Origin of the sequence: Nocardioides ganghwensis (genome assembly GCF_014779655.1) — a bacterium.
Lineage (GTDB): Bacteria > Actinomycetota > Actinomycetes > Propionibacteriales > Nocardioidaceae > Nocardioides > Nocardioides ganghwensis.
Genome location: NZ_JACXYX010000004.1, coordinates 17,060 through 35,124, shown reverse-complemented (window position 1 = coordinate 35,124; position 18,065 = coordinate 17,060). Strand labels below are relative to the sequence as shown.

Below are 18,065 nucleotides of genomic sequence, written 5' to 3'. Positions count from 1 at the left end.
ACGGATGCTTCTGTTCCGATGCAACGGAACTTGCGTCTTTTCAAGACATATTTGGCAGTGCCACAATCGCGGCACCATGACGACCACTCCCGCGCCGGCTGCCTCCCCTTCCAGTCCAGCCGCCACCGCCGGGGAGGTCCTCGCCCTGATCCGCTCCGGGCAGGCCGCGACCCGCGGCGCGCTGGGGCGGGCGACGGGCCTGTCCCGGACGGCCGTCAACGCGCGGCTGTCGGCACTGGCCGACGCCGGCCTGGTGCTCGAGGGCGAGGAGGAGTCCGCGACCGGTGGGCGGCCCGCCACCACCCTCGTGCTCAACCGCGACGCCGGTCTCGTCCTGGCCGTCGCCGTGGGCCGCAGCCGGTCCCAGCTCTCCGTGAGCTCGCTCGACGGCGCCGAGCTGGCCTCGGCCAGCCTCGACCAGGAGACCGGGCAGGGCCCCGACGTCCTGATGCCACTGGTCGTCGCGCGGCTGGAGCAGATGCTCAGCGACCTCGGACGCACGGGCGACGACGTCCGCGGCGTCGGGATGTCGCTGGCCGGCACCGTCGACCCGGCCCGGGCGATGAGCGTCGACTCGCCTGCACTGACCGGCTGGGACGGCGTGCCGCTCGCGCCCTGGCTGGCACAGGTGACCGCGGCTCCCCTGACGCTCGACAACGACATGCGCGTGATGGCGCTCTCGCAGATGCCCCTGGCGGGCGCCGACGCGGAGCCGACGGTGCACGAGCACGACGAGGCGCTCGTGCTCAAGGCCTCGACCGGCATCGGCCTCGCCCTCGTCGCCGACGGCCGCCTGGTCCGCGGGCACCGCGACGCGGCCGGCCAGCTCGGCCACGTCAAGGTCCCCGCCGCCGCCGGGCTCCGCTGCCGGTGCGGCGAGACCGGCTGCCTGGAGACCGTGGCGAGCGGGTGGGCCCTGGTGGAGCGGCTCCGCGCCGAGGGCGAGGACGTCCACCACGTGCGCGACCTGGTCGCCGCCGCCGGTCGCGGCAACGGTCGCGCGCGCTCGGTCGTGCGCGAGTCGGGACGCCACATCGGCGAGGCGCTCGCCGCGACGGTGACCGTCCTCAACCCGCGCGTCGTCGTCGTCGGCGGCGACATGGCGGGCGCGTTCGACACGTTCTCTGCCGGGCTGCGCGAGGGCGTCTTCAGCGCCACCACCGCACTCGCCGGCCGCGACCTGCAGGTCGTCCCCGCGGCGTACGGCGACCGCGCCGGCGTGGTCGGGTGCGTACGCCTGGCCCTCGACTCCGTGCTCTCCCCCCGCGCCGTCGACGCGGCACTGGCGCGCCAGGCTGCCCGGCCGGACGCGGTCTAGGATCGTTCGATGGCCGACACCCCGCTCCCGCTCGCCGAGGCGCTGACGCACGCCGCTGCCGCGATCAACCAGCCCAGCACCCTGCAGGAGACCCTGGACTCGATCGTGCAGGCCACGCGCACGTCCGTGCCCGGCTTCGACCACGTGGGCATCTCGGTCACGCACCGCGACGGGACGATCGAGACCAGGTCGGGGACGGGCCAGCTGGTGTGGGACCTCGACACGCTCCAGTACGAGCTGCACGAAGGTCCCTGCTACGAGTCGATCAGGGACGACGAGGACGTGGTCGCCGAGGACATCCGCCACGACCAGCGCTGGCCCCGCTACGTGCCGCGCGCCGTGCAGCACGGGCTGCGCTCGCAGCTCGGCCTGCACCTCTACGACGACGGCCGCACCATCGGCGGGCTCAACCTCTACTCGACGACGTCCGAGGAGATCGCCCCCGACGCGATCCACGCGGCCAGGCTCTTCGCCACCCACGCCTCGATCGCGTTGGGCCACGCCCAGAAGCACCACCAGCTCAGCGAGGCCATCGCCTCGCGCAAGGTGATCGGGCAGGCCATCGGCATCGTGATGGAGCGCTACGGCATCGACGAGGACCGCGCCTTCCAGTTCCTCGTGCGTGCCTCCTCGTCGAGCAACCACAAGCTGCGCGACGTCGCCACGGAGCTCGTGGACGCGACCAACGAGAGCGCCCGGCGCGGCTGACAGGTCACCTGTCACCGCCGAGCCACGGGCACCCGGGGATGGGGCGCGCGCTCGCGGGTACGGACGATCGTGGAACCCATCCCCGAGACCCTCCAGGCGCTCGACGAGCTCGACGCCTCCATCGACGACCTCGAGCTGAGGGATCGCCTGCTCAAGACCGCCGAACGGGCCCGCGAGGTGGCGCCGGGGCTGGTCGGCGTGAGCCTCGCCTCCCGTGAGCTCGACGCCACGTTCACGCTGGTGGCGACCGACGAGGAGATCGCAACGCTGGACGCGGTGCAGTACGTCGCCAGCGGTCCGTGCGTCGACGCCATCGACCTCGGTCACGGCATCGCCACCTCGCCCGACGGCCTGCTCAGCGAGCCCCGGTGGCGGGAGTTCGCCCGGGCGAGCGCCGCGGCGGGCATCCACAGCACCCTCACCCTCCCCGTGGTGCGGGACGCCGAGGTCGTCGCGACCGTGAACCTCTACGGAGCCGCCCCGGACACCTTCGTGGACAGGCACGAGCGACTGGCGCGCGTCTTCGGGGCGTGGGCTCCCGGTGCGGTCACCAACGCCGACCTCTCCTTCTCGACCCGCACCTCGGCACGGCACGCGCCCGATCGGCTCGAGCAGCGGGCGGTGCTCGACGCGGCCACCGGCATCATCGCCGCACAGCGGGAGATCCCGGTGGAAGAGGCGCGGGCACAGCTCGAGGACGCCGCCGTCCGCGCCGGCATCCCGGTCGTCCGGCTGGCGCGCGTCGTCGTCGGGCTGCACGACGAGTGACGTGAGGACCCCCACACGCGTCGGCCATGAAGCACGCCTCGGGCCTCGCTCCCGGTAGATTCACGCGGTGCCCGACACCCGCCCCCGCCGTACGTTCGCCGTCATCAGCCACCCCGACGCGGGCAAGTCCACCCTCACCGAGGCGCTCGCGCTGCACGCGCGGGTCATCACCGAGGCCGGTGCGGTCCACGGCAAGGGCGACCGGCGCGCGACCGTGTCGGACTGGATGGCGATGGAGAAGGCCCGCGGCATCTCGATCACGTCCGCGGCGCTGCAGTTCGTCTACCGCGACCACGTGATCAACCTCGTCGACACACCCGGCCACAGCGACTTCTCCGAGGACACCTACCGCGTGCTGTCCGCGGTCGACTCCGCGGTCATGCTGGTCGACGCCGGCAAGGGGCTCGAGCCGCAGACCCTCAAGCTGTTCAAGGTCTGCGCGCTTCGTGGCATCCCGGTCATGACGGTCATCAACAAGTGGGACCGGCCAGGACTGTCGGCCCTCGAGCTGATGGACCTGATCCAGGAGAAGATCCGGTTGCGGCCCACTCCCCTGACCTGGCCCGTGGGCGAGGCCGGCGACTTCCGCGGCGTGCTCGACCGGCGCACCGGGGAGTTCGTGAAGTACACCCGCACCGCGGGCGGCGCGACCCGGGCTCCCGAGCGCCGGATGGCCCCCGACGAGGTCGAGCCGGCCGACGCGCTCGCCTGGGCGACCGCGGTCGAGGAGCACGAGCTGCTCGAGCTCGACGAGGCCGACCACGACCAGGACCGCTTCCTGGCCGGTGAGACCACGCCGGTCATGTTCGCCTCGGCCCTGCAGAACTTCGGCGTCGCCCAGCTGCTCGACCTGCTGCTCGACATCGCGCCCGACCCCAGCCCGACCGAGGGCGTCGACGGGTCCGTGCGCAAGGTCGAGGACGACTTCAGCGCCTTCGTCTTCAAGGTGCAGTCGGGCATGAACAACGCCCACCGCGACCGTCTGGCCTATGCCCGCGTCGTGTCGGGCACCTTCGAGCGCGGCATGGTCGTCACCCACGCGGGCAGCGGCCGGCCGTTCGCGACGAAGTTCGCCCAGTCGGTCTTCGGCCGCGACACCGCCGCCGTCGAGAGCGCCGAGCCCGGCGACATCATCGGCTTCGTCAACGCCCAGGCACTGCGCGTGGGCGACACCGTCTACGTCGGCGACCCGATCGAGTACCCGCCCGTCCCGAGCTTCGCGCCGGAGCACTTCGTCACCGCCAGCGCGGGCGACATCGGTCGCTACAAGCAGTTCCGCCGCGGCATCGAGCAGCTCGACCAGGAGGGCGTGGTGCAGGTGCTGCGCTCGGACCTGCGCGGCGACCAGAACCCCGTGCTCGCGGCCGTGGGCCCCATGCAGTTCGAGGTCGTCGAGGACCGGATGACCAACGAGTTCAACTCCCCCATCCGGTTCTCCCGCCTCGACTACCAGGTCGCCCGGCGCACCGACGCGGCCGGCGCCGCCGCCCTGGCGGGCAAGCGCGGCGTCGAGGTGCTCGAGCGCAGCGACGGCACCCGCCTGGCCCTCTTCGTCGACCAGTGGCGCGCGCAGGTCACCGCCCGCGACAACCCCGACATCATGCTCGAGGCACTCCCCGCCGGCGGGAGCTGAGGCTCGTCCCGTCCGCCGGCCCTCCGCCCGCCACGTATCGTCGAGAGGGTGACCCCCGCCCCCGCCTCGACGCTCGCCCTGGACGCCCGCTTCGCCCGCGAGCTCCCCGAGCTGGCCCTGCCGTGGCAGGCCGTGGACACCCCCGAGCCGCGGCTGCTCGTGCTCAACGAGCAGCTCGCCGACGAGCTCGGGCTCGACGCCGGCTGGCTGCGGGGCGACGGCCTCGGCCTGCTGACCGGCACCCGCCCGCCGGAGGGAGCGACGCCGGTCGCGCAGGCGTACGCCGGGCACCAGTTCGGCGGCTACTCGCCGCGGCTCGGCGACGGGCGCGCCCTCCTGCTCGGTGAGCTGGTGGACTCCTCCGGCCGGGTGCGCGACCTGCACCTCAAGGGCTCCGGCCGTACGCCCTTCTCCCGCGGCGGCGACGGGCTCGCCGTGGTCGGGCCGATGCTCCGCGAGCACCTGGTCAGCGAGGCCATGCACGCCCTCGGCATCCCGACCACCCGCAGCCTCGCGGTCGTCGCGACGGGCCGTGCCGTGCAGCGCGAGACCGTGCTGCCTGGCGCGGTGCTGGCGCGGGTCGCGAGCAGCCACCTGCGCGTGGGGAGCTTCCAGTACGCCCGCGCCACGGACGACCTCGACCTGCTGCGCCGGCTCACCGACCACGCGATCGCCAGGCACCACCCGCAGGCCGCCGAGGCGGACAACCCCGCCCTCGCCCTCTTCGAGGCCGTCGTCGCGACCCAGGCCGAGCTCATCGCGCGGTGGATGCTCGTCGGCTTCGTCCACGGCGTGATGAACACCGACAACATGACGATCTCGGGCGAGACCATCGACTACGGCCCCTGCGCCTTCATGGACGCGTTCGACCCCGCCACCGTCTACAGCTCGATCGACACCGGCGGGCGCTACGCGTACGGCAACCAGCCGGTCGTCGCCGAGTGGAACCTCGCGCGCCTCGCCGAGGCGCTGCTCCCCCTGGTCGCCGACGAGCAGGACGCCGCCGTGGCGCTGGCGGTCGAGGCGCTCGGCGCCTTCCGCGAGCGCTACTCCGCCGCGTGGTCGGCCGGGATGCGCGCCAAGCTCGGGCTCCCCGAGGGGCTCGACGACGCGGTGGCGTCCACCCTCGTCGCGGACCTCCTCGCCCTGGTGCAGACCGACCACGTCGACCACACGTCGTTCTTCCGCAGCCTCGGCGCGGCAGCCCGGGGCGACGCCGAGCCGGCACGCGGGATGTTCCTCGACCTCGCCGGCTTCGACGCGTGGGCCGAGCGCTGGCTGGCCGTGGGGCCCCACGCCGCCGCGATGGACCGGGTCAACCCGGCGTACGTCCCCCGCAACCACCTCGTGGAGGAGGCGCTCGACGCGGCGACCGCCGGTGACCTCGAGCCCTTCGACCGGTTGCTCGCGGTCGTCTCCGCACCCTACGACGAGCGCCCCGGACTGGAGCGCTACGCCGAGCCGGCCCCGGACTCCTTCGCCGGCTACCAGACCTTCTGCGGCACGTAGGCGGACCGGCGTGACGACGTGACGGAGGACCAGGAGCGCCGGGCGGCTGACGCGGCGATGCTGCCGATCGTCGCCTCCCTCGGTCCCGCCGGCGTGCTCGGGGCGCACTGGCTGCCCGACCGCGCGGGCACGCCCGTGGTCTGGATCCGGACGGCCACCGAGGCCGGCCGGGTGGCGGTGGAGTCGTACGCCTGGGTGCGGCCGCAGGTGCAGGTCATCCTCGCCCGGCTCGGGCTGCCTCCCGACAAGGTGCTGGCCCTGAGGTTGGAGGTCACCTCGGCGGAGGCCGAGGACCGGCTCTTCGAGGAGTGACGGCTCAGCGCCGCCGGATGCGGATGGGGCCCTTCGCCGTCGAGGGGTCGACCACGTGACCGGCCTGGGTGATCTCGACCTCCCCGCGGTCGACGAGGCGCCGGGCCGCCCGTCGGGCCGGCTCCATCAGGTCCCGCCAGGACTCCTCGTCGCCCACCGCGCGGGCGGCGTCCGACGGGCAGATGGTCGCCGTACGGGCGCGCTGGGCGAGCAGGTCGAGGATGGCCGACTCGAGACGTCGGTCCACGTCGGCGGCGCCGGGATCTGGCATGTCCACCAGTGTGCCCGGCGTGACCTCGCCCTCATCTTCCGGCGTACGGGCATAGTGGTCGTCCGCGCCCCGTTGGGCCGGACGTACGTGAATCCCCGACGGAAGGTCCTGTCATGCGCGCACTCGTCCAGCCCCGGTTCGGCGACCCGGCCGAGGTCCTCTCGGTCCAGGAGGTCCCCGACCCGCAGCCCGGTCCGGGCGAGGTGCTCGTCCGGGTGCTGCTCTCCCCCATCCACAACCACGACCTCTGGACGGTGCGCGGCAGCTACGGCTTCAAGCCCGAGATGCCGGCCCGCGCGGGCACCGAGGCGGTGGGCGTGGTCGAGGCGCTGGGTGAGGGCGTGGACGGGCTGACGGTGGGCCAGCGGGTCGCGACCGGCGGCAGCTTCGGCGCGTGGGCCGAGCTGATCGTGGCACCTGCGGCCGGGCTCGTGCCGGTGCCCGACCAGGTGAGCGACGAGGCGGCATCGCAGCTGGTGTCGATGCCGTTCAGCGCGATCGCGCTGCTCGACTTCCTCGAGGTGTCCGAGGGCGACTGGATCGTGCAGAACGCCGCCAACGGCGCGGTCGGCCGGCTCGTCGCGCAGCTCGCCGCTGCCCGCGGCGTCCACGTCCTGGGCCTCGTCCGTCGCACCGACGGCGTCGAGGAGCTGCGCGAGCAGGGCATCGAGCGGGTCGTCGCGACCGACGACGACGGCTGGCGCGACCGCGTGCGCGAGATCGTGGGCGACGCCCCGATCGTCGCGGGCGTCGACTCGGTCGGGGGCAGCGCCGCGGGTGACGTGGTGTCGCTGCTCGCCGACGACGGCGTGCTCGTCGTCTTCGGCGCGATGGCCTCCCCGACGCTGGAGATCTCCTCGGGCGACGTGATCTTCAAGCAGGTGTCGATCAAGGGCTTCTGGGGCAGCAAGGTGTTCGCCGCGATGTCACGCGAGAAGCGCGCCGCGCTCATGGGCGAGCTCGTCACGGGCATCGGCTCCGGGGCGCTGACCCTGCCCGTGGAGAAAGTCTACGGTCTCGACGATATCGCCGACGCGGCCCGCGCCAACGGCGAGCCCGGGCGGCGCGGCAAGGTGCTCCTGCGTCCCTGAGCGGGAACGGTCGCCGAGCGGGCCGTGCGCTGTGCCACTGCTGCGATGCCCGGGCTGCAGCCGATCAGTGCATCCGGCGATGTGCGACGACCTCGTCCATGGGCGTACGCAACCGCTCGCCGCACACCTTGCAGGTGTAGTCATTCACACCGACCCGCCAGAGACCGGGTACAGCGTGGTTGGACGAGCAGTCCGTGTTGGTGCACCACTCGCTTCCGATCACGGACACTCCCCTCGCGCTCAGATCCGGATCGCCGGCCGTGATCGGCTCGAGCCCAGTGATCATCGCTGCACCGCAGTCCTCGCAGGGACGGTCCATCGGCTGGTCGTCGGTCGGGGCCACGGCCGCACCGTAGACCGAGCTCAGCCTGACCGCACGCATCTCGCGTTGAGGGGACGTAAGCATCGGCTCGCTTTGAGGTCAGGACGTGCCTGTGACCCCGCCGATACATGCTCTGGCGGGGTGTGGGGCGGGGTCATCGTCGTCTGGGTTGCGGGACGCCGGGCGGATCTGGTGGGTCGAGCTCGGTGGTCCCGGTCTGGTCGCGGCGGTAGCGGTGCCCGTGAGGGCTGGTCCACTCGAACACCCCGGACGCGGTCGTCTCGTATCGCCAGGGCGAGTGGGTCTTGAGCCGGTGGTGGAACCGGCACAGGCAGGCGAGGTTGTCGGTCCTTGTGGGTCCGGGTTGGGGCCTGCCGTCGGCGTCGGCGTCGTGGTCGAACGGCGTGATGTGGTCGATGTCGCAGCCGCGGGCGGGTCTGGTGCACCAAGGGGAAGACGCAGGTGCGGTCGCGGAGGATGACTTGCTCGCGAATGCGGTCGGGGATGGCGTAGCCCTGCGCTGTGAGCTGGGCGTTGAGGTCGATGACGGGCTTGATGGTCACGTTGGTGCGGGAGTCGGCGCACCAGGACTTGATCTGGTCGAGGAGGACGAGTCGCTGGCCGTTCTCCATGCGTCCGGTGGGACCGAACACCGTGGCGTCACCGGACATGCTGGCGTCGAAGTGGGCGTGGATGACGACCTCACGCGCGGCCGGGAGGTTGTCGGTGGAGTCCACTCGGTCCTCTCTGCTGGTGTCCGGGTGCGGCTCGCTGGCGCGGTCCGTGCCCGGCCTCCCGGTCAGGAGGTCGAGCGCGGTCTGCGTGCGGGCGAGGTCCCCGAGCGCCTTGGCCCGCCGCACGTCCAGCGACTCGGTGGAGCCGAGGGCCTTCTGGACTGCTGCGTGGTGCGCGACGGCGCGGTCGAGGTCGAGGGCGTCCGCGATGTCGAGGTCGGCCTCCAGGTGCAGGGTGCCGGCGTAGTGCACGTCGTCGGTGTCCACGGTGACGTGACGCGGGTCGACGTGCTGCCACCCCTCCTCGGGGTCCTTCGTGGGGTCGGCGGTGGCGAGGTCGTAGCGCCTGATCGTCTCCGCGACGAGGCGGTCGAGCTGCGCCTGCCCGATCCGCCCGGCCACGGCGGCGACCTGGGAGTCGACGAACCCCGCCGCCTCGGCCGTCAGTGGGGGCGAGGAGTGGATGGTGGTCTCCGCGACGGCGCGGGCCCGCCACGCCGGCACCCGGCCGGTGTGGACCTGCTCCCACAACCGCGGCAGTCGGTGGCGCAGCTCGAGGGCGTGGCCGATGAGCTTCTTCGCCGCCGTGGTCGAGATGCCGAGCACGGTGCCGAGCTCGGCCACGCAGAACTCCGCCACCAACGGCGCCCCCTCGCCCGCGATGGGCTCCTCGTGCTCACACCCCGGCACCGCGAACGACGCCACGTCGTGGATCGACTCCGGCGGGTGCAGGTCCGCCCACCGGGCGGCAAGGACGAGCTGGTCGGCCGCAGCCCGGTGCTCGGCGGCCTTGCGCTCGCGGATCGCGGACAGCACGCCAGCGGGTGAGAGGTCGTCTGCGACCCCTCGTACCCCGGCTGCCAGCTCGTCGAGCATGTGATCGATTGTAGTCGTCGGGTCCGACAACGGCCGCGCCCGCGGATGTTTGCTGGAAGTGCATCTGGACTGGTTTCGACACGGTCGCTGCGCGACCTGCTCAACCGACGACGGAGGGGCGGGATCGCAAGGGTTTCGCTCGCACCTCGACCACCGAGGGCTGGCCGCACCTCGACCAGCGGTGCTGGGCGCTTGACCTTGACGCAGCGTCAAGGCTGCACGCTCGACGCATGACCACCGAACCACGAGCCACACCCACCCACCCGCCCGCGATCGAGGTCGTCGGGCTCCTCAAGTCCTTCGGCGACCACGAGGTCCTGCGCGGCCTGGACCTGACCGTGGCGCCGGGCAGCGTCCACGCCCTCCTCGGCTCCAACGGCGCCGGCAAGACGACCGCGATCAGGATCCTGTCCACCCTGCTGCGACCCGACGGCGGCCGCGCTGCCATCGACGGGCACGACGTGGCCACCGAGCCGGCGCGCGTACGCGAGGCGATCAGCCTGACCGGGCAGTTCACCGCCGTCGACGACGTGCTCACCGGCCACGAGAACCTGGTGCTGGTCGGCCAGCTCCGCCACATCGCGGACCCGGCAGCCACCGCCGACACCATGCTCGCGCGCTTCGGCCTGACCGAGGCCGGCGACCGGCGGGCGGCGACCTACAGCGGCGGCATGCGGCGCCGGCTCGACATCGCGATGAGCCTGGTCGGCGACCCGTCGGTGCTCTTCCTCGACGAGCCCACGACGGGCCTCGACCCCGAGGCCCGGATCGAGGTCTGGCGGACCGTGCGCGAGCTCGCCGCACAGGGGACGACCATCCTCCTCACCACGCAGCACCTCGAGGAGGCCGAGCAGCTCGCCGACCGGATCTCGATCCTCCACGGCGGCCGCATCATCGTCGAGGGCACCCTCGAGGAGCTGAAGGCACTCCTGCCGCCAGCGAGAGTCGAGTACGTCGAGAAGCGGCCCTCGCTCGAGGAGATCTTCCTCTCCGTGGTCGGGAGCGCGTCATGAGCACCGTCCTGACCGACACCGTCGTGCTGACGCGGCGCTCGCTGCGCCACGTCCTGCGCAGCCCCGACACGATCATCACCACCGCGATCACCCCGATCGCCATGCTGCTGCTCTTCGTCTACGTCTTCGGCAGCGCCATCGACACCGGCGACGGCCCCGGCGAGGCGTACGTCGACTACCTGCTGCCTGGCATCCTGCTCATCACGGTCGCGTCCGGGGTCGCGTACACCTCCTACCGCCTCTTCCTCGACCTGCAGAGCGGCTTCCTCGACCGGCTCCGCTCCATGCCGATCGCGCGGTCCGCGGTCCTGTGGGCGCACGTCCTGACGTCGCTGGTGGCCAACCTCGTCTCGCTGGCGCTGGTGGTGCTGGTCGCCGTCGCGATGGGCTTCCGGTCCGGCGCCGGGCTCCTCGCGTGGCTGGGCGTCCTGGGGATCATGGTCGTCTTCACCCTCGCCCTGACCTGGCTGGCGGTGGTCGCGGGCCTCACGGCGAAGTCGACCGACGGCGCGGGCGGGTTCGCCTACCCGCTGCTGTTCCTGCCGTTCCTGAGCTCCGCCTTCGTGACCACCGACGGCATGCCGGGCCCGGTGCGCTGGTTCGCCGAGCACCAGCCGGTGACCTCGATCGTCGACACCCTGCGTCGCCTCTACGCCGAGGAGCCGCTCGGCGACGACGTCTGGACCGCGCTCGCCTGGTGCGTCGGCCTGCTCGTCCTGGCCTACGCTCTCGCCATGCGCTCCTACCGTCGCCGTACGAGCGGATGAGCGATGCTGACCATCAGCCAGCTCGCGGCGTACGCCGGGGTGACCGTCCGCGCGGTGCGGCACTACCACGCGAAGGGCCTGCTCCCCGAGCCCGAGCGTGACCACTCCGGCTACCGCAGGTACGACGCCGCCGCAGTCGTGGCGCTGATCCGGATCCGTACGCTCGCCGAGGCCGGCGTACCGCTCTCCCGGGTGCAGGAGCTGCTGGACGCCGACGACGATGCCTTCGCGGCGGCGGTCGAGGAGGTCGACCGCCGGCTGCGCGCGGAGATCCGCGAGCGCCAGCAGCACCGTGACCGGATCGCCCGGCTGGCGGCCGGCGACAGCCTCGCCCTGCCGCCGGAGGCCGTCGCCTACCTGCAGCGCCTGCGGCAGCTGGGCGTGGAGGAGCAGGTGGTCGAGGCCGAGCGCCACGCATGGATCCTCGTCGCGGCGCAGCTGCCGGACCAGATGCCGTTCTACATGGCGTCGAAGAACGCGCAGCTCGACGACCCCGGGGTGCTCGCGACGTACCGCGAGCTGGCCGACGTGGTGACCTGGCCCGCGGAGGACCCGCGACTGGACGCCGTCGCGGACCGGCTCACCGCCGAGCTCGAGGCCGTGCCCGACGACGCCTGGGGCCACGGCGACCTCCCCGAGGAGCTCGCGGAGCTCCTCGACGCGGTGTTCCTGGACTCGGTGCCGGGCGCGCGCCGCATCCTGCGCCGGCTCGAGCACAACGGCTGGACCGGCTGGACCAACGTGCGCCGGACCGCGCCGCGCCCCTGAGGCGCCGCCCCACCCGTGTCGCCCCACCCGTGTCGCCCCACCCGTGTCGCCCAACCCCTTGGGAGGTCCCGCCGCGGCACGCCCGCTCCTAGCGTGGCCGGTGGCGCACCCGCGCCACGCGCCCGTCCGGCGCGCGAGCCGAGGGGACCCATGACCGACGACCACGCGAGCGCCGCAGGTGCGGCCGAGTCCAGGCCCGTCGAGGTCGCCGCACCCTCGGACGAGGAGCGGCGCGAGCTGGCCGGGCTGGGGGCGCGCGCCCGGACGGCGGCGGGTGACGTACGCGGGGCGCTGGCGCTCGCCCGCGACCACGTGGGGTGGCTGCCCCACCCCGGCACCGGCCGTACGGCCCACCTGTGGTCGGCCCTCGCCACCGTCGCCGCCGCCGACCTGACCGTCGCGCGCGTCCTCGAGCCGCACCTCGACGCTGTCGCCATCCTCGCGCAGGCCGACGAGCAGGCGGACGCAGGCACGTGGGGGGTCTTCGCGGCGGAGGGCCCGGGCGAGCCGCTGCGGGCGACGCCCGCCGGGTCGTCGTACGTCCTCGACGGACGCAAGCACTGGTGCTCGCTCGCGGGGCACCTCGACCACGCCCTGGTGAGCGCCTGGGTGGGCGCGGACCGTCGCCTCTTCGCCGTCGACCTCCACCACCCCGGGGTCACCCCGGTGGCCGGGACGTGGGTGGCCCGCGGGCTCTCCTCCGTCGACTCCGGTCCCGTCGACATGACCACGGTCGAGGCGCGCCCGATCGGGCCCACCGGCTGGTACCTCGACCGGCCCGGCTTCGCCTGGGGAGCGATCGGCGTGGCTGCGGTGTGGTTCGGCGGCGCCGTCGGCGTCGCTCGGCGGATGGTGGCCGCGTCCGCCTCACGCGAGCCCGACCAGGTGGCGCTGGTCCACCTCGGCGCCGTGGACGCACGGCTCCACGCCGCGCGGAGCGTGCTCCAGCAGGCCGCCTCTGCCCTCGACGCCGGCGACCTCACCGGCGCGGACGGCTGGCGGGCCGCCCTGCGGGTGCGCGACGTGGTCGCCGACACCTGCGAGGAGGTCGTGCGGCGTGCCGCGCACGGGTTGGGGCCGGCTCCGCTGGCCACCGACGAGGACCACGCCCGCCGGGTGGCCGACCTCGACCTCTACCTGCGCCAGTGGCACGCCGAGCGCGACCAGGCCGGCCTGGGCCGGTTGCTGCTCGACGACCCGGTGTCGAGCTGGTGACCGACGAGGTGACGGCCCCGCAGTTCCGCCACGACCGACCCGGTACACCGGCCGCGGACTGGTCGTCGACCGTCGGTTCGCTGCCGACCACGGCGCTGCCGCAGGGGCGCAGCCGCCTCGTCGTGGTCGGCGCCCACCCCGACGACGAGACCCTCGGCGCGGGCGGGCTGGTGCACACCGCCGCATCGGCCGGTCTGCGCGTCGAGGTCGTGACCGCCACCGCCGGCGAGGGTTCCCACCCGAGCTCCCCCACCCACCCGCCCGGACGGCTGGCCGAAGTGCGCCGGGCCGAGCTGCGAAGGGCCACCTCCCTGCTGGCGCCGGGCGCGGAGGTCGCCTGCCTCGACCTCCCCGACGGTGACGTCGCGGCCCACGAGGAGGAGCTGGTGGCGGTCCTCGTGGAGATGATCGGCACCGACGGCGCCGACGTCGTCCTCTGCGCACCGTGGCGACGCGACGGCCACCCTGACCACGAGGCGGTCGGACGGGCGGCTGCGACGGCTGCCCACCGTACGGACGCCCAGCTGCTGGAGTATCCCGTCTGGCTGTGGCACTGGGGCCGTCCGGACGACCTCTCCGGCTCCGACGTCGTACGCCTCCCCCTCGCCCCCGCCGCCGTGGCGGCCAAGCGCGCCGCCGTCGCCGCCCATGCCAGCCAGGTACGTCCCCTCTCGAGTGCACCGGGAGACGAGGTCCTCCTCGGCCCCGACCTGCTCGCCCACTTCGGCCGCGAGGTCGAGGTCTTCGTGACGGGCGGGCCCGGGACGGAGGACGACACCCTGGACCGGGTGCATCGCGAGCGACCCGACCCGTGGGACGTCGGCTCGTTCTACGAGCGGCGCAAGCGCGCCCTGACCCTGGCCGCGCTCCCGCGGGAGCACTACGCGTCCGCCCTGGAGGTGGGCTGCTCGGTCGGGGAGCTGGCCGTCGACCTCGCGACCCGGTGCGACCGGCTGCTCGCGGTCGACAGCAGTCCGGCGGCCGTCGATCTCGCCCGTGGTCGTACGGCCGGGATCGAGGGCCTGGAGGTGCGGCGTGCCCGCGTCCCCGACGAGTGGCCCGAGGGTCGCCACGACCTGGTGTCGGTCTCGGAGGTGGGCTACTTCCTCAGCCCGCACGGCCTCGCGGAGCTGGTGCGCCTGTGCCGGGACTCGCTCACGGACGACGGCCACCTGCTGCTGTGCCACTGGCGGCACCAGCCGGTCGGCTGGCCCCTGGCCGGGCCCGCCGTCCACGACGCGTTCCTGGCGACCGGGGCGCCGGTGCTCGTCGAGCACCACGAGCCCGACTTCCTGCTCCACGTGCTCGGACGACCGTCGTGACCCGGCCGGGTGCCGTGGCCGTCGTGGTCCCCGCACGGGACGAGGAGGTCCTGCTGCCCGCCTGCCTCGACTCCGTCGCAGCCGCCGTCGACGCGTTGCGATCGGAGCACCCTCGCGTCCGCGCGCGTGTCTTCGTGGTGCTGGACGCGTGTCGCGACCGGTCGGCGCAGGTCGTGGCGGGCCGGGCCGGGGTCGTCGCGCTGACCACCGACGCCGGATGCGTCGGGGTGGCCCGGGCCACGGGCGTCGAGGCGGCCGCAGCGTGGTCTGCGAGCTCCGGCCGCGCACCGCTGTGGGTCGCGAGCACGGACGCCGACAGCGTGGTCCCGCGCCACTGGCTGGGCGAGCACGTGCGGTGGGCCGCCGACGGCCTGGACCTGGTCGTGGGGACCGTCGAACCGCGGCCCGGTGACCTGTCCCCCGCCGCCCTCTCCGCCTGGCACCAGCGGCACACCACGGCCGACGGGCACGACCACGTCCACGGGGCCAACCTCGGGTTCACCCTGGCCGCCTACCGCTCCGCAGGCGGCTTCCCGCCGGTGCCGACCCACGAGGACGTCGCCCTCGTCGCGGCGGCACGCGCCGCCGGGGTGGCCACCCTCGCGACCGGCGCCGTGCCGGTGGTCACCTCGGGCCGGCGCACCGCCCGCGCCCCGGGAGGCTTCGCGCACTACCTCGGCAGCCTCGGCGCGTGAGGCGCCGAGGCTGCCGGGTCCGATGAGTCCGACGAGCGGTCAGCCGACCCGCATCTCGCCGAGCTCGTTCCAGCCGTCCTGGTCGACCTCGGTGCTGACGATGTCGGGCGTGCGGACCAGGTAGGGCGGCAGCTCCGCCTGCGCGGCCCTGAAGTGGTCCGAGCCGACGTGCGCCCCACCGGCCTCACCGTCGCGGAACGCCTCGACCAGGACGTACTGGTGCGGGTCGTCGAGGCTGCGCGACCACTCGAACCACAGGCACCCCTCCTCCGCGCGGGTGGCTTCGGTGAAGGCCCGCGAGATCTCGGGCCAGTCGTCCGCGTGCTCGGGCTTGATCTGGAACTTGGCGGTGATGAAGATCAACGTCTCTCCTCAGGTCGCAGGGGTGGCGTCAGGGGCGGGGGCGGTGCGGGCGGACCCGTCGATCGCCGACTGGATCGCCGCGCCGAGCCGCTCCGAGACGATACCGAGCACGGCCCCGGCGACGATGGCCACCAGCACGCCCCCGAGGTCGAAGCCCGTGCCGAAGAACACCGCCGTCCCCGCGAACCCGCCGGGGATGAAGGACAGCAGCGGCAGCGCCGCCTCGACGCACAGGACGAACCCGACGACGGTGACCATCAGGGCCAGCGCGACCGTGGAGCTGCTGATCGTGTCCAGCCCCTGGCTGATAACCCAGCCCCAGAAGACACCGGCCAGGTTGGCGGCCAGTCCCCTGGCCAGGCCGGTCGTGCCGCCGCCGGCGGCGAAGAAGCAGGCCCAGGCCACGAACGCGACCCAGGTGATCCACGTCAGCTCGACGCTTGCGTACGTCCACGCGCCGGCGAGCACGCCGACGGAGATGCCGATGCCCAGCAGGGGCTTGATGCCGTTCATGAGGTGCTCCTTGTCAGGGGACGAGGATCGCGCGGCCGCGGACCCGGCCGGCGTCGAGGTTGGAGATGGCGGACTGGAAGTCGTCCAGGGCGTACTTCTGGGTGTGCAGGGTGACCGCGCCGCGGGCGGCGAGCGCCATCAGGTCGCACAGGTCGTTGTAGGAGCCGACCAGGTTGCCGATGACGTTCTTCTCGGCCGAGATCAGGTCGATGGTCGGCACGACGACGTCCTCGCCGTAGCCCACGACGTGGTAGTCGCCGGCCTGCCGGGTCATCGCCAGCCCCTCGGCGGTCGAGCCGCCCTCGCCGACGAAGTCGACGACCACCTCGGCACCGAGCCCGCGGGTGATGTCGAGGACCTCCTCGACCTGCCGGCCCTCGGCGACGACGCCGTGGTCGGCACCGATCGAGAGCGCGAGCTTGAGCGCCTCGGGGTTGCGGTCGACGACGACCAGCTGCGCGGGCGACAGCGCCTTGAGCACCTGGATGCCGATGTGCCCGAGTCCGCCCGCGCCGATCACCACGCAGATGTCGCGCGGCGTCAGCCGCCGGGCCGCCTTGGCGGCCGCGTGGTACGCCGTGAGGCCGGCGTCGGCCAGAGCCGCGACGTCGGCGGGCTCGAGGGAGTCGTCGATCGGCACCACGCTGCGCGCCGAGGTCCTCAGGTACTCCGCGTAGCCGCCGTGGGTGTTGATGCCGGGGAACTGGTTGTCCTCGCAGTGCACGTCGTCGCCGCTGCGGCAGGCCCGGCACAGCCCGCAGGTGATGAGCGGGTGCACGATCACCTTGTCGCCCTCGCGGACGTTGGTGACCGCCGACCCCACGGCGTGCACCCAGCCGGCGTTCTCGTGCCCGATCGTGTAGGGCAGCGTGACGCCCGACTTCTCCTCCCACTGCCCCTCGAGGATGTGCAGGTCGGTGCGGCACACGCCGGCGCCGCCGATCCGCACGACCACGTCGAAGGGGCCGGTGGCCTCGGGAACGTCGACCTCCGTCATCTCGAGGTCCTGGTGGTAGCCGACGACCTGGACGGCTCGCATCTTGCTCATCGTGTGGTCTCCTTCGTCTGGGCGGTCGTGAGGGTGGTGAGCGCGATGAACGTCGGGTCGTACGCCTCGTCGGCGGCCTCTGCGCCGTCGGCGCGGTGGACCTGGTCCTCCTCCGACCCGGGGTAGCGGGTGCGCAGGAGGCCCCGGCAGAAGTGCGCGTTGCCGTCGATGGAGATGCGTGTCGAGCGGGCCCGACGCAGGGCCATCGGGACGTCGTCCGGCGGGATCCCGGCGTGGTCGACGAGCACCGGGGAGGAGCCGTCGAGCGGCAGTCCGACGGCTTCCCGGCGCCGCACGAGGGCGTCGGTGTGCTGTCCGGGGGCGAGGTCGGAGAGCCGTACGTCGCCGAGGGACTCGACGTCACGGTCCGGCTCGGCGCGCAGCAGGGCGGTGAGGCAGCGCTCCATCGCCGCGGTGTGCGCCTTGCGGCGGAACGTCTCCCGGAGCTCCTCGAGGTCCTGCTCGGCCTCCTGGCCGAACGTGCCGCGGTAGCCCGCGTCGGCGGCCAGCCCCGCGTTGATCTTGTCCGAGTCGTGGTGGTCGTCGAGCTGCACGACGACCCTCGCCGCCCACGGCAGCGCGGTCAGTGCGTCCTTGCTGTCCGAGGACATGAGGTAGGCGAAGTTGGGCGAGCAGAAGGACGTCGGCAGGCGCAGGTGGACCTCCACTCCCCCGGCCTCGTCGACCTCGACCGACCGGACGAAGCCGAGGTCGGTGATCGGCTCGTCGAGCTCGGGGTCCATGACGACGTCGAGCGCGCGGCGTACGTCGTCGGCGAGGCGGGCGACGACCGTGGGCGGACCGGCGGTGAGCGTCATC

At 73.4% G+C, this 18,065-nt stretch carries 20 protein-coding genes; 13 read left to right on the top strand and 7 right to left on the bottom strand.

The features are described from left to right. The first annotated feature begins 76 nt into the window (after positions 1 to 76). The 6 genes from IEZ24_RS05785 to IEZ24_RS05760 all read left to right on the top strand — a co-directional run bounded on the left by IEZ24_RS05785 (position 77) and on the right by IEZ24_RS05760 (position 6,248). Positions 77 to 1,318 (top strand): ROK family transcriptional regulator, encoded by a 1,242-nt coding sequence (locus IEZ24_RS05785; RefSeq protein ID WP_129456500.1) that lies wholly within the window; start codon positions 77 to 79, stop codon positions 1,316 to 1,318. 9 nt (positions 1,319 to 1,327) lie between these two features. After that, the gene (locus tag IEZ24_RS05780; protein ID WP_129456499.1) at positions 1,328 to 2,026 is read left to right on the top strand and encodes a GAF and ANTAR domain-containing protein; all 699 of its coding nucleotides are present in this window, start codon (positions 1,328 to 1,330) and stop codon (positions 2,024 to 2,026) included. A gap of 69 nt (positions 2,027 to 2,095) precedes the next feature. Beyond that, the gene (locus IEZ24_RS05775) at positions 2,096 to 2,794 is read left to right on the top strand and encodes a GAF and ANTAR domain-containing protein (RefSeq protein ID WP_129456498.1); all 699 of its coding nucleotides are present in this window, start codon (positions 2,096 to 2,098) and stop codon (positions 2,792 to 2,794) included. A gap of 67 nt (positions 2,795 to 2,861) precedes the next feature. Next, a complete protein-coding gene (locus IEZ24_RS05770; RefSeq protein WP_129456497.1) occupies positions 2,862 to 4,427 on the top strand; it encodes a peptide chain release factor 3 in 1,566 nt (521 codons plus the stop codon). Between the two features lie 48 nt (positions 4,428 to 4,475). Beyond that, the gene (locus IEZ24_RS05765) at positions 4,476 to 5,936 is read left to right on the top strand and encodes a protein adenylyltransferase SelO (protein WP_129456496.1); all 1,461 of its coding nucleotides are present in this window, start codon (positions 4,476 to 4,478) and stop codon (positions 5,934 to 5,936) included. 18 nt (positions 5,937 to 5,954) lie between these two features. Then, complete coding sequence (locus tag IEZ24_RS05760; protein WP_129456495.1) at positions 5,955 to 6,248, top strand: hypothetical protein; 294 nt, start codon at positions 5,955 to 5,957, stop codon at positions 6,246 to 6,248. Positions 6,249 to 6,252: 4 nt separating this feature from the next. Here IEZ24_RS05760 and IEZ24_RS05755 read toward each other — a convergent pair whose 3' ends face one another. Next, the gene (locus IEZ24_RS05755; protein ID WP_129456494.1) at positions 6,253 to 6,519 is read right to left on the bottom strand and encodes a DUF3253 domain-containing protein; all 267 of its coding nucleotides are present in this window, start codon (positions 6,517 to 6,519) and stop codon (positions 6,253 to 6,255) included. Between the two features lie 113 nt (positions 6,520 to 6,632). On the opposite strand from IEZ24_RS05755, the gene IEZ24_RS05750 reads away from it, so the two are divergent. Further along, entirely contained in the window at positions 6,633 to 7,610 is a 978-nt protein-coding gene (locus IEZ24_RS05750; RefSeq protein WP_129456493.1) for a zinc-binding dehydrogenase, read from the top strand. 64 nt (positions 7,611 to 7,674) lie between these two features. On the opposite strand, the gene IEZ24_RS05745 is transcribed toward IEZ24_RS05750, so the two are convergent. Together IEZ24_RS05745 and IEZ24_RS05740 are read right to left on the bottom strand one after the other, a co-directional pair. Then, positions 7,675 to 7,953 carry a hypothetical protein gene (locus IEZ24_RS05745; protein ID WP_129456492.1) on the bottom strand — a complete coding sequence of 93 codons (279 nt, stop codon included), beginning with the start codon at positions 7,951 to 7,953 and terminating at the stop codon, positions 7,675 to 7,677. A 20-nt stretch (positions 7,954 to 7,973) separates the two neighbouring features. After that, entirely contained in the window at positions 7,974 to 9,542 is a 1,569-nt protein-coding gene (locus IEZ24_RS05740; protein ID WP_129456491.1) for a DUF222 domain-containing protein, read from the bottom strand. Positions 9,543 to 9,772: 230 nt separating this feature from the next. Here IEZ24_RS05740 and IEZ24_RS05735 point away from each other — a divergent pair, with 230 nt between their 5' ends. From IEZ24_RS05735 to IEZ24_RS05710, 6 genes are all read left to right on the top strand, one after another. Next, a complete protein-coding gene (locus tag IEZ24_RS05735) occupies positions 9,773 to 10,555 on the top strand; it encodes an ABC transporter ATP-binding protein (RefSeq protein WP_129456490.1) in 783 nt (260 codons plus the stop codon). Continuing rightward, positions 10,552 to 11,322: an ABC transporter permease gene (locus tag IEZ24_RS05730; protein ID WP_129456489.1), complete on the top strand. Its 771-nt coding sequence runs from the start codon at positions 10,552 to 10,554 to the stop codon at positions 11,320 to 11,322. Before IEZ24_RS05735 ends, IEZ24_RS05730 begins: the two co-directional genes overlap by 4 nt. 3 nt (positions 11,323 to 11,325) lie before the next feature. After that, the gene (locus IEZ24_RS05725) at positions 11,326 to 12,090 is read left to right on the top strand and encodes a MerR family transcriptional regulator (RefSeq protein WP_129456488.1); all 765 of its coding nucleotides are present in this window, start codon (positions 11,326 to 11,328) and stop codon (positions 12,088 to 12,090) included. A 150-nt stretch (positions 12,091 to 12,240) separates the two neighbouring features. Beyond that, on the top strand, positions 12,241 to 13,305 hold the full coding sequence (locus tag IEZ24_RS05720; RefSeq protein WP_129456487.1) for an acyl-CoA dehydrogenase family protein: 1,065 nt from the start codon (positions 12,241 to 12,243) through the stop codon (positions 13,303 to 13,305). Next, complete coding sequence (locus IEZ24_RS05715) at positions 13,302 to 14,627, top strand: PIG-L family deacetylase (protein ID WP_165356174.1); 1,326 nt, start codon at positions 13,302 to 13,304, stop codon at positions 14,625 to 14,627. The genes IEZ24_RS05720 and IEZ24_RS05715 overlap by 4 nt, the downstream gene beginning before the upstream one ends. Positions 14,628 to 14,650: 23 nt before the next feature. Further along, positions 14,651 to 15,322 carry a glycosyltransferase gene (locus IEZ24_RS05710; RefSeq protein ID WP_207206906.1) on the top strand — a complete coding sequence of 224 codons (672 nt, stop codon included), beginning with the start codon at positions 14,651 to 14,653 and terminating at the stop codon, positions 15,320 to 15,322. Between the two features lie 39 nt (positions 15,323 to 15,361). Here the strand turns inward: IEZ24_RS05710 and IEZ24_RS05705 are convergent, their stop codons facing one another. From IEZ24_RS05705 to IEZ24_RS05690, 4 genes are read right to left on the bottom strand one after another with little or no spacing between them, the layout of a single operon-like run. Beyond that, positions 15,362 to 15,685 (bottom strand): putative quinol monooxygenase, encoded by a 324-nt coding sequence (locus tag IEZ24_RS05705; protein ID WP_129456484.1) that lies wholly within the window; start codon positions 15,683 to 15,685, stop codon positions 15,362 to 15,364. A 9-nt stretch (positions 15,686 to 15,694) separates the two neighbouring features. Then, positions 15,695 to 16,198 (bottom strand): DUF1097 domain-containing protein, encoded by a 504-nt coding sequence (locus tag IEZ24_RS05700; RefSeq protein WP_129456483.1) that lies wholly within the window; start codon positions 16,196 to 16,198, stop codon positions 15,695 to 15,697. 13 nt (positions 16,199 to 16,211) lie between these two features. Continuing rightward, positions 16,212 to 17,246 carry an NAD(P)-dependent alcohol dehydrogenase gene (locus IEZ24_RS05695; protein ID WP_224744923.1) on the bottom strand — a complete coding sequence of 345 codons (1,035 nt, stop codon included), beginning with the start codon at positions 17,244 to 17,246 and terminating at the stop codon, positions 16,212 to 16,214. Beyond that, positions 17,243 to 18,064 (bottom strand): metal-sulfur cluster assembly factor, encoded by an 822-nt coding sequence (locus tag IEZ24_RS05690; protein ID WP_129456482.1) that lies wholly within the window; start codon positions 18,062 to 18,064, stop codon positions 17,243 to 17,245. The genes IEZ24_RS05695 and IEZ24_RS05690 overlap by 4 nt, the downstream gene beginning before the upstream one ends. Position 18,065 lies beyond the last annotated feature (1 nt).